Below are 16,497 nucleotides of genomic sequence, written 5' to 3' on the forward strand. Positions count from 1 at the left end.
ACAACAATAAGATTGTCAGGCGAGCGCGATGGACAAGCGAAAGCTAACGTCAGGATTACCGGTGCCCTCCGTGCCGGGCAATCGAACCCTCCTGCGCCTTCGGTCAGCGCTCGGGGAATTACCGCCGGTTCAGCGTGCAGCGGCAGTTGCGTCGGAGGTGGAGAATCAACTGCTTCTGGCGCTCCGGAATCGGTTGCAGAGACTGGATGGTGTGGCCTCGCCCCACGCAAATTCCCCGGAAATCACGCCGACCCTGGTGACCGCCGATACCGCGAGCATTCTGCGGGACCTGCATCATCGTTCGATTTATCAGACCAAGGAGTCCGCTACCGATGACCTGATTCGGGTCATCGTGCAGCAACTGGTGCCTGACGAACTCCGGGTATTGGCATTGGTCTCAGACGAACAGCCCCATGCCATGTGTCATATGGATGTGATGGGTCGATTGGGGAAGCCGGCCTATCGGTTGCGGGGCCACTTGAGCCGGATATCCCAGGAGTCCGGGCTGATGCTGGGTCAATGGGCGCCATATTATCTGAATCACCTGATCCAATTGGGGCTGGTGGAAACCGGACCTTCGTTCAAAACGCTGTTGCAGAACTATGAAAGCATTGAGAACGGCCTGGCGGTCCGAGCCCTGACTGCGGATGTAGAAGGTCAGTCGGGGATGAAAGTCCGTTTCCAGCGACTCTCCTTTTCGATCTCGGATCTCGGAAAAACCCTTTGGTCAAAAACCCTCGACTGCCGTGAGAACGACGAGTCACCGGGCGCGACAGACAAACAATAAAAACGATTGGAAGTACGAGTATGGAAGCGGTAGTGAATGACTTCGTGTCAAACCTCTGGCTGTATCTGTCGATGCCGGTGATCAGTGGCGCCGTCGGGTATGTCACCAATGTCATTGCCATCAGGATGATGTTCCAGCCGCTGGAATTCGTGGGCAAGCCTCCCTTCCTGGGCTGGCAGGGTATTATTCCCCGGCGTGCGGCGAAAATGGCGGCGATCTCGGTGGAAACCATTACCACCCATCTCATCACCCAGGAAGAAATTTTCTCCCGACTGGATGCCGATAAGGTAGCCAATGCGCTGGAGCCGGCGCTGAACGGGATGATCGAGGAGATCGTCGATCAGGTGATGCTGGAGTATGAGCCGAAGCTGTGGGAATCCCTGCCGGAAATGGTCAAGCGGCAGATCTACAAGCGGGTCAAACGGGACGCACCGAAACTGATCAATGACATCATGAATCAGCTCAAGATCAACATCTCCCAGATGTACGACCTTGAAGATATGGTGGTGACCAACCTCAGCCGTGACAAGGCCCTGCTGAACAAGATTTTCCAGGAAGTGGGCGCCGCCGAGTTCCGATTTATCGGTCGTTCAGGACTGTATTTCGGCTTTCTGTTCGGGCTGGTGCAGATGGGAGTGTGGTTGTTCTTCCAGCAGGGCTGGCTGCTGCCGGCGTTCGGTCTGCTGGTGGGTTACGCGACTAACGCCATTGCCCTGCAGATGATCTTCAATCCCAAGGAGCTGATGCGGATTGGCCCGTTCAATATACAGGGCCTGTTCATGAAACGTCAGAATGAAGTGGCCAGTGACTATGGCCGCCTGGTGTCCTCATACGTTCTGACGCCAGCCAACATCATTGAGGGCATTCTGAAGGGACCCTACGCGGACAAGGTGTTCGACATGATCGGACGCCACGTTCAGCGCGCGGTCGATGAGCAGACCAACCTCGCCAAGCCCTTCGTCACCTTTGCCGTGGGCACCCAGAACTACCGTAACATGAAGGCCAGTGCGGTGAAGCGACTGATTCAGCGGCTGCCGGCCACCCTCAAACACATCGAAGATTATGCCGATGAGGCCCTGGACCTGGAGCATACCCTGTCGACCCGCCTGCAGAGCCTCAAGCCTACCGAGTTCGAGGGTATGTTGAGACCGGCGTTCGAACAGGATGAGTGGATACTGATTGCCGTCGGTGCTGCACTGGGTTTGTGTGTGGGGGTATTTCAGCTCACCTTCATGTTCGGATAACGAATCTGGCTCAGGGAATCCGCTATGGCAGTACAGATTACGGTTCGCAAGACATGGTTGGCCATTGCCGGGGTGTTGCTGATCCTGGCCATCGCCCTCGGGGTTGCCGGTGCCTATTGGCTGTGGAAGAACCTGGGGGCGGAGCTGTTGCTGCGTGATCAGCAGGCGAAGGTGTCCATTCCCGAACCCATGGCTGTGGGGATCGATATCCTGGACAGTCTGGATATTGAACTCGATACCGTGCTGTCCACGACGGTGCCTATCGATCAGACCCTGACCCTGCCAATCCACGACACCCTGAACGTGTCAGTCACCTTTGACAGCGCTGTACCAATACAGATGGTGGTGCCGTTGCGCCAGGACATTGAGCTGGATCAGACGATTGCGGTTGATGGCAACGTTGAAGTGAAAGCCCTCGGCAAATGGATTGAATTGCCATTGCGCGGCGAACTGCCGGTCAAGGCAACCATTCCCCTGGACGAAGAGATCAGGATTGACCAGATGGTGGATCTCAAGTTCACCGCCCCGGCGCAGGTTGAGCTGCTGGAGTCCCTGCAGGTGCCCCTGAAAGTGGATATTGCCACCGATATCCCGTTGAAAACCGCAATGTCCGTGCCGGTACGGTCACGGATCAATGCCTACGCCACCATCCTTGAGCCGGCTGATGCCCTGCTGGCGGAGATGGACCTGGAACTTCCCATTCGTGAAATCGGACTGTCCTGGTCGCCGCAAGAGGAGTCGGAAGCAAATCCCTACGACGACACGCCCTCGGAGCAGCCTGGGCAATGAGTGTGCTTGGACGCTGGATCCTTTATGGCTGGTTGTTTGTGCTGATCGTGGCGCTTGGTTTGCTCGGTGGGTTCATGCTGTATACCCGAGTGGTGATCGGTGTCTCCCTGACTGATCAGTTCGCGTTGTTACGGCTGCCTGCGGAACTGAGGGTTGATGCCCACACCGAAGAGAACGCCGAGTTAACCTTGCTGGGGCAGGTGGACGTAAAGGTACCTTTCCGGCACGAAGCGCTGCCGCTGCCCCTGAAAGGGCAATACCGTACTCAACTGGATCTGGACACCATGGTGCCCCTGCGCATGGAAATCCGCTACCGCGACACCTTGACGGTTGAAACGGATCTGGACGTTTCGGCCAACACCGGGATGATCTATTCCTGGCTGCCGGAACTGCCGGTCAGAGGTGTGTTGCCGGTGCGGTTTGATCTGCCCGTGGATATTCTGGTGCCCGTTGAGACCATGGTGCGCTTGAAGTACAGCGGGGAGGTGCTGGCGGCGATTGATCAGGTGGTCCGGCCGTCGGTGGATACTGAGTTGACGACATCGCTGAACCTGAATCTGGATATCGAGTCACCGGTCAAAAACCGGTTCTCGGCGATTGTCACGCCTGAAAAGCGCTCGGTGCCGATCATCCTTGATGACTCGGTTCTGGAGTTGCCGTTGCAGGATCTGGGATTCTTCAGGGTGGATGCGGAGCGATAGGATTGTGGCCTGAACATTATGCGTGCATCCGCTTGGGCTCCCGGACTGTCGCTTTTGCTTACAATTTGTATCGCTACTCAAACTTTAAAATACGTATTTTCCCTTACTGAATGGCTATATTTGAATCGATGGATTCACTGCGACATTCACGGAGGGCACGTCATGTTTGGCCGCTATCGCATTGCAGAATTGACAGAACAACTAGAGGTTTCCCGAAACGACTACGCCAGAATGAAACAGATTCTGGATGCCATCAGCTCTCAGATCGGTTACATCGAATTCAGTCGTTCCGGCATTGTCGAGTCGGCCAACGATATTCTGCTGTCTGTGGTGGGTTACCAGCGCCAGGAGTTGATTGGCAAGCACCATCGCCTGTTGTGCGATTCCAGCTATTCCTCGTCAGCAGAGTACCAGCGCTTCTGGGACGAATTGGGGCGCGGTGTTTCCCAGCAGGGAACCTTCCCCCGCTATGCCAAAGACGGTAGCCGGGTATGGCTCGAGGCCACCTATTTTCCCGTGACAGGGGACGACGGGCAGGTTTGCAAGGTCGTCAAAATTGCGCGCGACGCTACTGCCGCACAGGACAAAGTCGCCGATGACAGCGCGATGCTGGAGGCGATCGACAGCTATATGGCGGTGATCAAGTTCACACCGGAGGGTGAGATTCTGGAGGCCAACGATAATTTCCTGACCACCACCGGCTACGCCAGGGATGAAATCCTTCACCAGCATCACAAGATGTTCTGCTTTGATGACTTCTATCGCGACAATCCCGAATTCTGGAGCCGCCTGGCTCGGGGAGAAAGTTTTTCGGGACAGTTTGAACGCCGGGATAAAAGTGGTCGGAGCATCTGGCTTGAGGCCACCTACAGCCCGGTGCTGGATGCAGACGGACAAGTCTACAAGGTCATTAAGTTTGCAGCCGATATTACCGCCCGCGTGAACAATGCCCGGGAGGCCGCCGAAGTCGCTGCTTCCACCTCTGAAGAAACGTCGCAAATCGCCGCCGAGGCAAACCGTGCCCTTGCTGTCGCGGTGGAAACTTCGGAGTCCACCCTGGCGGAAGTGTCCAGTGCTGCTGCAGTGAGCCGTGACCTGGAGGCCCAGGCCGAACAGATCGGCAACATCGTCAGCACCATTCGCACGGTAGCCGAACAGACCAACCTGCTGGCGTTAAATGCCGCCATTGAAGCGGCCCGGGCTGGTGAAATGGGGCGGGGGTTTGCGGTGGTGGCAGACGAGGTGCGCCAACTGGCGGCCAAAACCGCCCAGTCGCTGGAAGAGATTTCCGCGGTGGTGGGCAAGAACAGCCATTTGATAGAGTCTTTGCGTTCCAGTATGGACGGGGTGTCGGAACTGTCCCGCCGCAGTTCCGGTGAGATCTCCGGCGTTGCCAGTGGCATTGGGCAGGTAGAGAAAGGTATGACGGATCTTGCGGCGGTGGTGGCGAGGTTGACGAGTGAGGGGTAACCCCCCTCACTCCGGGAAATTGCAGATCGGTAAAGCTGGTGCCTTTACCCTGCGACAATCAGACAGGGCCTTCAGTGCGTCGATTTTCAGCGGTAGCTTCAGTGCCCATTTGATATCCGCCCGCTCAAAACCGATGTCGGACAGTATCTGATCGTTTTCTTTCAGCAAAGGCTCAAACAGGCGCCGGAAATGATGCCTGCGCCGATAGATCTCTACCCAGAACTCAAGCTTTGCAATCAGGGCCAGTGGCGGTGTTGCCGGCATATAGAAGTCCAGGTCGGGCGGCTGCCTGGGTTCGTCAGGGCTGAGAGTGGTGCGGCGAAGCTCCTTATAAGTACCCATCTTCAATGTCTCCTTGCCAGTCATGAATAAATGCTTTCAAGCAAGCCCCTGCGGACCCGCAAGGGGATGTTGTATAAGCATGCGATGTCCTCTTTGATCAGGCAAACGAAAAGATTTAAAATGTGGGTTAAGAAATATTGAAAGGTAAGGTGATGAACAGGCCAAACCCCGTGATCAACCGTGATACCGTTCCACTACTGGATGCCGATGTCCTGAGGACCTTCGTGGCGATTGCCGAGTGCGGCAGTTTTACCCGGGCCGCGAAACAGGTCTTTCGCACACCTTCGGCGTTGAGTATGCAGATAAAGCGTCTGGAGGAGATCCTTGGGCACGTTCTGTTTGTGCGTGAGGCCCGCCACGTCCGGCTGACCCCGGAGGGGGAGGTCCTGCTGGGCTATGGTCGCCGGTTGTTGCGGCTGAACGAGGAGGCCATACAGCAATTCCTGACACCGACCCTGGAAGGCCGGGTCAGTCTGGGGACCTCGGACGACATAGGTAACCGTATTCTGCCCGGGGTGCTCGCCCAGTTTGCCCGATCCTACCCTGCCGTGCAGGTGGATGTGGTGGTGGGTTCAAGCAAACAGAACCTGGACCGCCTGGATGCGGGAGAACTGGACATGGCGTTAATCACTGTGGGGAATCAGGGGCAGGAGATGCGGGGCGAGGTGGTTCATACCGAACCGCTGGTGTGGGCCGGCCGTGAAGGGGGAATTGCCGCCAACCGTTCCCCCTTGCCGGTGGCCCTGGCCAGCCACGGCTGTGTCTGGCGCCGGACAGCCCTGAGGGCGCTGGATGAAGCCGGTATGGCCTATCGCATTGCCTACACCTGCGACAATTGTTCCGGGCAGGAAGCGGCCATGTTTGCGGATCTGGCGGTCGCGCCTTTCCCGCTTAGCCTTGTTCGCCCGCCATTGCGGAAGCTGGACAGAGAAGGCCTGCCGGCGCTGGCTGATTACCAGATTGCGCTGGTCCGCGCTGGTATCAGCCCGGTTAATGATGCGCTAGCCGGGCACGTGAAAGAGGCGTTTGGTGACTTGAGGGTATAGCGGGGGTTACTCATTATGCTCACTTCTAAGCGAATCAATTCAGGATGCCGCTGACACCAGTTTCGACATTGCTCAGATTGTTAGTATTCTCACCTTGGAAGTGGGAATTGCTTGCAAGATAGTTAATCATCCTTGGAAACTCATCCATCGAGCTACTGAACTTCCTCTTGTTTGTTGTTGTAACGACAGAGCCGCAACGGCTGTGCCAGTCCGTTTCCATGTTTAATTAGTGATTATAAATCAATTGCTTATTATGGATTCTTTAGGTTTTGAAGCTGGCCCTGTCGAATCGTGGACAAGGGTGTTTCATGAAATTCACCAATGGCTTTCAGGAAATCCGTAATCAATTTTTTGCGCTAATATGATATTGCTTGCGCATACGGGATAACCCCTACATACGAACCCTCAGCACAATAATGTTGACCACACAAACGTGGCACAACAACAAACTGACTGAGGGCATAGTATGTACAACAACAATGCACTGCTTCGTCGGTTGGGTATGGCTCTGGGGCTGATGGCAGCCTCTATGGCGGCTTCCGCCGATAATGCCGACAAACCCAACTTTCTTCTGATTGTGGCCGATGATCTGGGCTACTCGGACATTGGCGCCTACGGCGGGGAAATCGAAACCCCTAGCCTGGATGCGTTGGCGGATGAAGGCATCCGCATGACCAATTTCCACACCGCACCAACCTGTTCACCAACCCGCTCCATGCTGCTGTCAGGTGCTGACAGCCATCAAGCGGGCATTGGCAACATGGCGGAACTGCTTACTGCGGAGCAGAAAGGCAAGCCTGGTTACGAGGGATACCTGAATGATCTTGTTGCCACGCTTCCGGAAGTGCTCCGTGACAACGGTTACAGCACATCCATGGCGGGCAAATGGCACCTTGGCCGGACCGAAGAGCTGAGCCCCGCCACCCGGGGGTTTGACCATTCCTGGGTTCTGGTACAGGGCGGTGCCAGCCACTTTGACGATGGCCGGGCTATTATCGGTGTCGATCCGAAAGCAATCTATCTGGAAGATGGCAAGCAGGTTGAGGTGCCCGAAGGCTTCTTCTCTTCGGACTTCTATGCTGACAAGGTCATCGAATATATCGACGCAGCTGAAGACAAACCGTTCTTTTCCTTTCTTGCCTTTACCGCACCCCACTGGCCGCTACAGGCACCAGACTCCTACATCAACAAGTACGAAGGCCGGTATGACGAGGGCTACGAGGCCATTCGCCAGCAGCGGGTGGGTAAAATGAAAGAAATGGGGCTCATAGGGCATGAGCTTGCGGCCAATGTTCCGTTTGATGAACTGCCCAGCTGGGATGAACTGACGGACGAGCAGCGCAAAATTGAAGCCCGCAAGATGGAAGTCTACGCGGCCATGGTCGACAACATGGACCACAATATCGGTCGTGTGATGAACCATCTGGAGAAAATGGGCGAGCTGGACAACACCGTAGTCCTGTTCATCTCTGATAACGGTGCCGATGGCAACAGTCCAGAAGTGCTGCCGAGGAATGAAGAATGGATCGCGTCTGAATATGACAACAGCTATGAGAACATTGGTCGTAAAGATTCCTATATCTGGTATGGCGCCCAGTGGGGCCAGGTTAGTGCTGCGCCTTACCCCATGTGGAAGGCTTACCCGTCACAGGGTGGCCTGCAGGTTCCTGCCATTCTCAGTCTGCCGGGTGAGTCCGGTGGTGAAATCAACCACGAATTCTTCCATGTGATGGATGTCATGCCCACCTTCCTGGAGCTGGCGGGTATTGATCAACCGACAAGCCCTTACAACGGACGTAAAATTTTCGATATCCAGGGCGTGTCCATGCTCCCGGGGCTGAAGGGGAAAGCCGAGAAAAACCGCGTTGTTGGTTGGGAGTTGTTGGGACGTGCCGCCGTGCGCAAGGGTGACTGGAAAATCCGTTTGCTGGAAGAGCCCTACGGTCCCGGTGAGTGGCAATTATTCAACCTGGCCGAAGACCCCACTGAAACCACCGATCTGGCAGCCAAAAAGCCGGAAAAGCTCAAGGAAATGCTTGTGGAGTGGGATGAATACATTCGTCGCAACGGCGTGATTCCCGCCGATCCTGCGGACATGAGGAAAGTGGGTTACAGCTTCACTACCTGCCTGTACGGCAAGTGTGTTGAATAAGCGTGCCCTCACAATCACAGGCAGGAGAAAGAGTATGACGTTACGTCAAACCATTCTGGCGGCTGCGGTTTCCGCAGCAGTCGCGACACCCGCCCTCGCGGTGGAGCTGGACAAACCGAAGGCATATGGTTACCTGAGTGCCGGTGCCCTGAAAATTGAGAGCAACGATGCGGAAGCCCAGGCATTTGAGCTGGAGATTGGATTGCAAGGCAAGGCTGTTATTGAGGATGGACTGAATCTCCATTACGCGCTTGAGGTTGATCTTGCGCCTGCCGCCAATGATGCAGATCACCGAAGCCCTGGCGGTGAGTCGGAACTGCACGTGAAAGAGGCGAAGTTCTGGTTGCCCACTAAATACGGCATATTCGTAGCCGCTCCACGGGGAACCAGTGGTCACTGGGTCGAATTGTACGGCCCAATTAACCATTATGAATATAACGAGCCTCACGCAGAGCTCAATCCGGATGGCATATTCGCCCAGCCGGACCGAACCTCAGGGACGTTTGCCTACCACACACCAAAATTCATGAACACCAAACTGGTCGCTGCAGCCATCACGCTCTACAACGACAATGGTCAGGATGCGGATGGCCGATCAGTACGGATTGTTTACGACGATGGCCGACTGGGAATGGGGATAGGCACCACCATGCTGATGCAGGAACAATTGCCTCCATTTGCCACGGACGATTATCTGATTTCCGTGGCCAGCGCCCAGTATCGGATTGGAGGGCTCAGCCTGGGTGCTGTCTGGGAACGTAATGACGATTCACCGTACCCCTTTGCGCCCGAAGGCAAGGCTGATTTCGATGCGTACGGGGTATCTGCTTCATACGTGGCAGACAGTGGCATGGGAATCGCACTGGGGTACAAGGAGAAGGATCACGATTTCGATGCTGCCGATGAGAACGTATACACCCTGAAGGTGGAGCAGCGGATAACCCCACGGGTGAAAGTCTGGGCCGAAACCGGCCAGTACGACGTCCTGCCAAGCAACTACGCGGTGGGCTTTAACCTGACCTTCTGAATATGAAAGCGTCTTGCCCGGCCGGCGGCGGAATTATACCGTCCGGAGCCGGGCCTTTTTGGGACGCACGAAATGCGTATTGCGGCATTGCCGCAAGGTTTCTGACGGCAGCTCGCCGAAGGCTTCCTGATACTGGTGCGTAAAATGGCTAAGATGATTAAAGCCGTAGGAGAAGGCAGCATCGCCGATGCTGATGTCCGGATCTGACTGGAGCAATTCCCGTACGCCCTTGAGTTTATGGCAAAGAATGAACTTTGCTGGGGTGGTGTTCAGGTAGGTGCGGAATCCGGATTCCAGCGAACGTCTGCTGGCACCGGTAATGCGAAGCAGGTCACACACTGACATGGGTTCTCTGATATGAGTCAGTATCCATTCGGTGGCAAGCCGGATACGACCCGGCAGAATGGTAGTGTTCTCCGTCCCGGATCGGTGGAGCTGGTCCGAGAGTTGCGTAACTAAAAGGCTTTCCCATTGTTTTTGAAGTGAAATGTTAATGTTTCCCCGGCAAATCTGATGTTGCTGCGAGAGGCATTCGATGCCATTTTTCAGCAACTGGGCGTCCTGATGGTTGTCGGGCACAAGGGTTGTGGTGTCACGCAGGAACTCCAGGCCTGGAACGCCCAGGTGGTCAATCAACGTCTGTCCGGAGAGGCTTATGACTATTGCTTTGGTGGATTTTTCCCAGACCAGATCAGCCAGCTTGCCCGGCGCTATCAGCAGCAGGCTGTTGGGGGTAACTTCCTGGTTCAGGGTGTTGCAGTGAATGTTGCCGGACAACACCATTACCGCATGGAAGGTTGACTGCGCATCCGACTGGATATGGACTTTCTCGGACCATTTCGCACCAAAGAGAGTAGTGCCGCCAAGCGGCTGCCAGGTCAACAGGTTTTCTGCATTTCCACTGGCTGAAAGCGGTGACACCTCCCGGTCATCAATGCGGGAGTTGATAAAGCAACGGGCTTCCTCGAAATCGGAAGATTGAACGCCGATGTTGTGGGAAAAAGGAACGTCGTCTCTTTTCATAAGGCAATATCGTTGTTTTTGTATGTACTGTTCAGGAATTTTCATCCACTTAGTTGAGTATTACAAGCAAGTGACAGGCCAGTCGTCGCAGGGTTTGGGCCGGGCCTTGCAAGATAAAGGCAATGGAAATAAATGTGGTATCCCAGGCGGTGATGGAGGATGTGATCGATTCACCTTCTGGTGAAATTTAAGCGTTCGTAGCGAGAGATTGAACGATATGATCAGTCCTGTCCGGAGCTTGCCAGTATTCGTTTTTCTGGCATTGGCCAGCGTGCATGCCGTGGCTGAACCCGCCGATTGTGCCGGGTGCCATGCGGAGGCAGTGAAAGAATGGAGCCTGTCGCAACATGCGGCCGCCATGGCTCCTGCCAGCCCGGACACCGTATCCGGTGACTTCTCCGGTGCCACCTACAGCGATGACGAAATAAAGGTCCGGTTCAGACGGGAAGATGATGCTTACGTTATCCGCACAACCGAAGATGGAAACACACAGCAGTGGGAAGTGCGCTACACCTTCGGGGTATACCCGTTACAGCAGTATCTGATCGATATTGGTGACGGCAGGCTCCAGGCCTTCAACGTTGCGTGGGATTCCAGGGCTGCCTCCCATGGTGGCCAGCGCTGGTTCCGCCTGGATGAGCCAGGAGACGCTCATCCAGGCAATGCCTTCCACTGGACCGGTATCTACCAGAACTGGAACAACCAGTGCGCGGATTGTCACTCCACGGGGCTGAAGCGCAATTACAATGCTGAGACCGATACCTACGAAACCAGTTGGGATCACGTTGCGGTCAGCTGTGCCGCCTGTCATGAAACGGCCCATGACCATGCCAAAGCCAAACGACAGGATGAATCCCACAGTGCCGGCCTGGACTTGGCGGCAATGGGTGCATGGCTGGTCAGCGAAGGGGAGAGCCCGCCGAAGCATCAGGGTAAGCCTTCCAGTGATGCCCAGGTGCCGACCTGCGGACGCTGTCACTCACTACGCACCAGCCTGGTGGACGCTGGCGGCGGCCAGGTTCATGACCAGTTTAGCCTAAGCCGGCTTGAACAACCGCTGTACTATTCCGATGGTCGCGTGAGGGAGGAAGTGTTCGTGCTCGGCTCATTCGAGCAGAGCAAGATGTTCCAGGCTGGCGTGGTGTGCAGCGACTGTCACAACCCACATAGTGGCAAACTCAAAGCCACAGGCAATGCCGTGTGCGCCCAGTGCCACAACGCCGGAGACTTTGATACTCCGGAGCACCACCATCATCCCGAAGGCAGTGAAGGGGCCGAGTGCGTCAACTGTCATATGCCGGAAAGCACCTTCATGAGAATCGACGGTCGCCGCGAGCACAGCTTTATGGTGCCCCGGCCGGATGTCTCTGCAGCCAGTGGCAGCCCCGATGTGTGTCTGGGTTGCCACACGGACGAGCCCCGTGACTGGTCCATTGACACACTGGAAGACTGGGCTCCGGAGCTTTATGAATCAGACACCTGGCATCATGTGCAGCAGCAGAGTATGGCTGAGGTGGTGGACTACCTCATAGACGGCGACCAGCCGGCACTCCGCCGCGCAACACTACTGGAGCAGCGGGGCGATACACTGGCCAGAAACAGTCTGTCGCTGATAGCAGAGCTGCTACAAAGCGAGCACGCCGTGATTCGCGAAAGCGGCTACCGGGTGCTGCGGTACGGAGCTGTGGATTCGGTTCGTAAGCTGGCAGAAAACGGTCTCGATGATCCGAAACTGGCCGTACGTATTGCTGCGTTTGAGACATTGGTGAGGCTGGGAGTAGAGCTCGATTCCGGCGCCTGGGAAAGTACCCGTAGCGAGTACGAACACTTTCTCGATATCCAGTCGGACTTGCCTTCGGGGCGTGTCTTGAAGGCTCAGTACCTAATGGCAAACGATAGAGTCTACAAGGCTGAAAAGGAACTGAATATTGCGCTGGAGAAAGATCGTGGCTACGTGCCGGCCGCCATTCAGTTAACAGATATACTCCGATCGGGAAACCGTAACCTCGAGGCCATCCGGGTGATTGATGAGACGTTGGCGAAGTCGCCTGATGAGGCCCCATTAATTCATCTGCGGGGGCTGATCAATCTGAAGCTGGAAGACTATGCTGCCGCCCTCGCGAACCTTGAACAGGCCACGATGCTTGAGCCCGGGCAATGGCTATTCGGATATCGTTACGCCGTAGCTCTGTATCAACTGGGGCATAAGGTAAAGGCTCGGGAAGTGACCGAATCACTGCTCAAGCGTTTTCCCGACAACCGTCGTATCCGGGCCCTGATGAATCACTTGTAGGGAGTGACTGTCGTGGCCGGTCAGCGGCTCTGTTTGTTGCGCTCTGGAAACAACCAGAACGAAAACCACCGGGTCATTCGCGGCATCAGCACGTAGGTCATCAACAGCATGACCACAACGGTGACGATCAATGTTCTGAATAGCAGGGGTAAACTGGCCAGAAGGTCTCCGAACAGGACAAACACCAGGGTAACCGCCGGGTAGAGAGCCAGCCAGCTGACTATGGTCATCTTCCATTTTGGTGGTGGCGCCACCGGATTCTGACCGGGCAGGGTAAACCAGGTCACAATACCGGAGGTGACTTCCCGCTCGCTGGGTTGTACTAGCAGGCTCTCGATCTGTTCCAGTAATTCCGCCCGTTCTTCAGAGGCCTCCCAGGTGTTCAGGGTTTCCCTGTCACGGAACTTGAAAACGATCCGGTATTCTGGATCGTCCGGAGAGGAAGGGCGGAACAGAGTGGCGCCCAGGTATCCGGGGAAGTTGGCGGCCCTTTCCGTCATTCGGCTACTGAGCTGTTCGAAGGCTGTCTCATTGCCCTTTTTGACGCGTCTGGAAACCACCACAGTCAGGGGGGATGGGGTTACATCCTTATATGATTCCCAACTGCCAGTCATGATACTGCCTCTGTGATGTGAACCCGCCGTCCTCGCCCTGACTCGTTCGGCATCAGGTGTTTGACCAACAGTTGCTGTCGCCCGACATGGTAGCCAACTGCCTGGCCTGCCTCGACAGTATCCTGAAGCTGTTCGCTTGTCGTGATGGCGAGTTGATGGATATCGTGAACTTCCTCGTTCAGTTGGGAAACCGTCTGGCTCTGCTGCTCGCTGGCGGCGGCAATCTGCTGGTTCAGACCGTCGCTTTCGGCAATACCCTCCACAATGTTCCGGATTGACTCGGTGCTGGCGGATACCTGCTCCACGCTCTTCCCGGACTGCTGCTTTCCCTTCGCAATGGATTCGACCACTCGGCGGGAGCCTTCCTGCAGAGCAGTGATCATTTGCTGGATCTCATTGGTGGATTCCTGGGTACGTTTTGCCAGAGAACGAACTTCATCGGCAACTACGGCGAAACCGCGCCCGCTTTCTCCGGCACGGGCTGCCTCTATGGCGGCATTCAGGGCCAGCAGGTTGGTCTGTTCGGCAATGGCAATGATTACATCCAGTATCCGGCCAATCGACTGGCTGTTGTGATCGAGTTCCTCCACGGTCTGGCTGGTTTCCTCAAGCTCACTGGCCAGAGCGAGAATGCTGTCCCGGGCGGCGGCCGCTGAACGGGCGCTGTTTTCTCCGGACTCCCGGTTTCGCGTACTGAGACTAGCGGCCTGTTGGGTATTTTCTGAAACTTCGCGAATGGTAGCGGTGAATTCCTCGATGGAGGTCGCCACGGAGGAGAGTGCTGATTGCTGCTGGCCGCAGGCCTCAGAACCGCCTTGTAGCAGCGAGTTGGCCCGAAGGACATTGTCTTCGATGTGTTCCCCGCTATCTCGAATACGCGCCACCATGACCTGTAGCCGGACTTCCACCAGCCGCATGGCCAACTCGATCTGGCCCGCCACGCCGGCGTTTCCGGTGTAGACCAGTTGCTTGATGGGGTGGCTGACAAGAGAACGACAACGCATGAAAAGCCGGGCTAACGGCCGGTTGAGTTGGTAGAAGAAGCCGAGAGAGACTGCGCTGCCAACGGCGAACAGGAGGGCCGTCAGCGCTGGTGTGCCGAACATTCCAGCTATGGTGGCAGGGGCAAAACAAAGGCTGGCTACCAGCCACTGCAGGGTAGCAGTAGGCAGCCGGGGAACCCTGAGAGCAAGGGGCTGACGGCCCTGGCTGCGGGCACGGTAAACCTGTTCGGTTCTTCGAATGGTAGCTGAATCGGGTAACCGGTAAATCGCCTGGTATTCCAGCAGCGTTCCGTCCGTGTCGGTAATGGGGCTGACGAAGGCATCCAGCCACCAGTCAGTTCCGTCCGCTTTACGGTTGCGGATCATGCCCATCCAGGATTCTCCACGGACAATGGTTTCCCACAGGTCGTTCAGCGGTCCTTTCGGCATGTCCGGGTGCCGCAGTTTGCTGAAAGACATGGCTTTCAGTTCTTGTTCCGAGAAGCCACAGGTTCTGCAAAAGGCGTTGCTGGCGTAGGTGATCGCACCCTTGCTGTCAGTGAGCACCAGTAGTTGGTCACATTCGTGTGGGGAATCTGGCAAGGGCTCGTATCGGGACATAATTCTTATCCTCCAAGACCAAAAAGGGGCCCGCAAAAGCGGGCCCAAGGGGTAGCTCCAGCCTTAGCTGCCGGTTGCGCGGAGATGCTGAACGTTGAACATACTGGGACGTGACAGCTCAGGATCCACCTGTCCCTTGAACTGGCCGGTGGTGCAGTGGCTCGCCTGCACGTCGATCATGCTGAAGCTGTCGTCGATGGATACACCAGTTCCCTTGTTCTTCGGCAAGTGATGGTCAGGATGGGCCTGGCCAATAGTGAAAGTCTTCCACAGGCTGCCCTTGCGGTCATAAGACACCGTACGGGGAATAGTGAAGGTTTGGGCATCCATGTAGTGAACCCGCTTGGAAAGCGGATGACTTTCGTCGACGGGCACCGATTCAACTTCATAAACCTTGCGCAGCTGCCAGGTAATATTCGGAAAGCAGCCGCCCTGGCCGCCGAACGCCACCACCTGGTATCCGTCACTGTCACTGTGAGTTTCCTGATCGAGCTCCAGCTCGTTGTGGTTGTAGAATGGCATCAACATGTAGCGGGTACCCTTGTAGGTCCAGTCCATGTCAGAGATGCGGCCGTTGTAGCCCTCGAAGTCTTCGATCATCAGATCCGAGCCCAGGAAGGCATCGGTGACCTGCCCGGTCGCCAGGCGGCGCACCCGGCGCTGGAATCCCAGATAAAGCCAGGAGTTGTCCCGCTTGAGATCATCCGCGGCGCGGTGGATCAGCAGTTGGGTATTACGCACGTCGGCCGGGTCTAGCACCTGGACATAGATGGCGCGGAACAGGTCAGAGGGATTGGGTGTGATTTCAGGCGTTGGCTCCTGAATAACCCGGCCCTTGTAATTCAGGAAGTGGAAGTTGAACTTGATGGTTCGCTCCACCTTGCCGGAATCCATATCCCGGTATTTCCAGTAGAATGGATAAATGGCGGCGCTGTCGCCCCAGTTGTAGCCGTACTTGTAGTTCCAGGCCAGCTTTTCCCCGGCACGCGGGTCATTCGCATCCGGTTCCTGCGGGAACGGTCGGCCAGCCTTCCAGCCGTTGATTTCACCGACCTGGTCGCCCAGGGAAACGTTGCCAAGGGAGTTGCGGGTTGCATCCACATAGGCGGGATGAAGGTCAAACGAGGTGGTTTCTCCAACGGTAATCGAGGTCCAACCGTTCTCGATGAAGTTATAGAAGGCCGGGTCGATGATGTCCTTGAACTGTCCCACGTTGGACTGGTCAATGGTCATGCCGGCGCTCAGGCCATCATGGCTTGGCGTCTCATCGTTATAAGGATGGAAGGACTCGTTGATCACGGCTTCGCTGGCGTAAACGCCGGCAGAAAATAGCCCTGCGGCAAGGCCGATAGCTAGGCCGCTGAACACGGATTTTTGGAATCTTGTTTTCATGTTGTGTCCTCTT

General features: G+C 56.0%; 14 protein-coding genes. 9 read left to right on the forward strand and 5 right to left on the reverse strand.

The genetic code is table 11. The annotated features are described in order from the left end of the window. Positions 1–28: 28 nt before the first annotated feature. From EHN06_RS02305 to EHN06_RS21670, 5 genes are all read left to right on the forward strand, one after another. Positions 29–787: an Abi-alpha family protein gene (locus tag EHN06_RS02305; protein ID WP_127329809.1), complete on the forward strand. Its 759-nt coding sequence runs from the start codon at positions 29–31 to the stop codon at positions 785–787. Positions 788–807: 20 nt separating this feature from the next. After that, the gene (locus EHN06_RS02310) at positions 808–2,031 is read left to right on the forward strand and encodes a DUF445 family protein (RefSeq protein ID WP_127329811.1); all 1,224 of its coding nucleotides are present in this window, start codon (positions 808–810) and stop codon (positions 2,029–2,031) included. Between the two features lie 24 nt (positions 2,032–2,055). Further along, a complete protein-coding gene (locus EHN06_RS02315) occupies positions 2,056–2,820 on the forward strand; it encodes a hypothetical protein (protein ID WP_127329813.1) in 765 nt (254 codons plus the stop codon). Beyond that, complete coding sequence (locus tag EHN06_RS02320) at positions 2,817–3,521, forward strand: hypothetical protein (RefSeq protein WP_127329815.1); 705 nt, start codon at positions 2,817–2,819, stop codon at positions 3,519–3,521. Before EHN06_RS02315 ends, EHN06_RS02320 begins: the two co-directional genes overlap by 4 nt. A 162-nt stretch (positions 3,522–3,683) precedes the next feature. Further along, positions 3,684–4,991: a methyl-accepting chemotaxis protein gene (locus EHN06_RS21670; RefSeq protein ID WP_127329817.1), complete on the forward strand. Its 1,308-nt coding sequence runs from the start codon at positions 3,684–3,686 to the stop codon at positions 4,989–4,991. 6 nt (positions 4,992–4,997) lie between these two features. Here EHN06_RS21670 and EHN06_RS02330 read toward each other — a convergent pair whose 3' ends face one another. Next, on the reverse strand, positions 4,998–5,333 hold the full coding sequence (locus EHN06_RS02330; protein WP_127329819.1) for a hypothetical protein: 336 nt from the start codon (positions 5,331–5,333) through the stop codon (positions 4,998–5,000). 152 nt (positions 5,334–5,485) lie between these two features. Between EHN06_RS02330 and EHN06_RS02335 the strand changes: the two genes are divergently transcribed. The 3 genes from EHN06_RS02335 to EHN06_RS02345 all read left to right on the forward strand — a co-directional run bounded on the left by EHN06_RS02335 (position 5,486) and on the right by EHN06_RS02345 (position 9,558). Beyond that, entirely contained in the window at positions 5,486–6,379 is an 894-nt protein-coding gene (locus EHN06_RS02335; protein WP_127329821.1) for a LysR substrate-binding domain-containing protein, read from the forward strand. Positions 6,380–6,845: 466 nt separating this feature from the next. Next, positions 6,846–8,531, forward strand: coding sequence for an arylsulfatase (locus EHN06_RS02340; protein WP_127329823.1), 1,686 nt, complete (start codon positions 6,846–6,848; stop codon positions 8,529–8,531). A 34-nt stretch (positions 8,532–8,565) separates the two neighbouring features. Beyond that, positions 8,566–9,558, forward strand: a complete 993-nt coding sequence (locus tag EHN06_RS02345; protein ID WP_127329825.1) for a porin — start codon at positions 8,566–8,568, stop codon at positions 9,556–9,558. A 33-nt stretch (positions 9,559–9,591) separates the two neighbouring features. On the opposite strand, the gene EHN06_RS02350 is transcribed toward EHN06_RS02345, so the two are convergent. Continuing rightward, on the reverse strand, positions 9,592–10,581 hold the full coding sequence (locus tag EHN06_RS02350) for a helix-turn-helix domain-containing protein (RefSeq protein ID WP_164735575.1): 990 nt from the start codon (positions 10,579–10,581) through the stop codon (positions 9,592–9,594). 217 nt (positions 10,582–10,798) lie between these two features. Here EHN06_RS02350 and EHN06_RS02355 point away from each other — a divergent pair, with 217 nt between their 5' ends. Next, complete coding sequence (locus EHN06_RS02355) at positions 10,799–12,874, forward strand: tetratricopeptide repeat protein (RefSeq protein ID WP_127329829.1); 2,076 nt, start codon at positions 10,799–10,801, stop codon at positions 12,872–12,874. Between the two features lie 20 nt (positions 12,875–12,894). Here EHN06_RS02355 and EHN06_RS02360 read toward each other — a convergent pair whose 3' ends face one another. The 3 genes from EHN06_RS02360 to EHN06_RS02370 all read right to left on the reverse strand — a co-directional run bounded on the left by EHN06_RS02360 (position 12,895) and on the right by EHN06_RS02370 (position 16,484). After that, the gene (locus tag EHN06_RS02360; protein WP_127329831.1) at positions 12,895–13,488 is read right to left on the reverse strand and encodes an antibiotic biosynthesis monooxygenase; all 594 of its coding nucleotides are present in this window, start codon (positions 13,486–13,488) and stop codon (positions 12,895–12,897) included. Beyond that, positions 13,485–15,092, reverse strand: a complete 1,608-nt coding sequence (locus EHN06_RS02365) for a methyl-accepting chemotaxis protein (protein ID WP_127329833.1) — start codon at positions 15,090–15,092, stop codon at positions 13,485–13,487. The genes EHN06_RS02360 and EHN06_RS02365 overlap by 4 nt, the downstream gene beginning before the upstream one ends. A gap of 63 nt (positions 15,093–15,155) precedes the next feature. Next, entirely contained in the window at positions 15,156–16,484 is a 1,329-nt protein-coding gene (locus EHN06_RS02370) for a DUF1329 domain-containing protein (RefSeq protein ID WP_127329835.1), read from the reverse strand. Between the last annotated feature and the right edge of the window lie 13 nt (positions 16,485–16,497).

This window comes from Marinobacter sp. NP-4(2019) (assembly GCF_003994855.1).
GTDB lineage: Bacteria > Pseudomonadota > Gammaproteobacteria > Pseudomonadales > Oleiphilaceae > Marinobacter.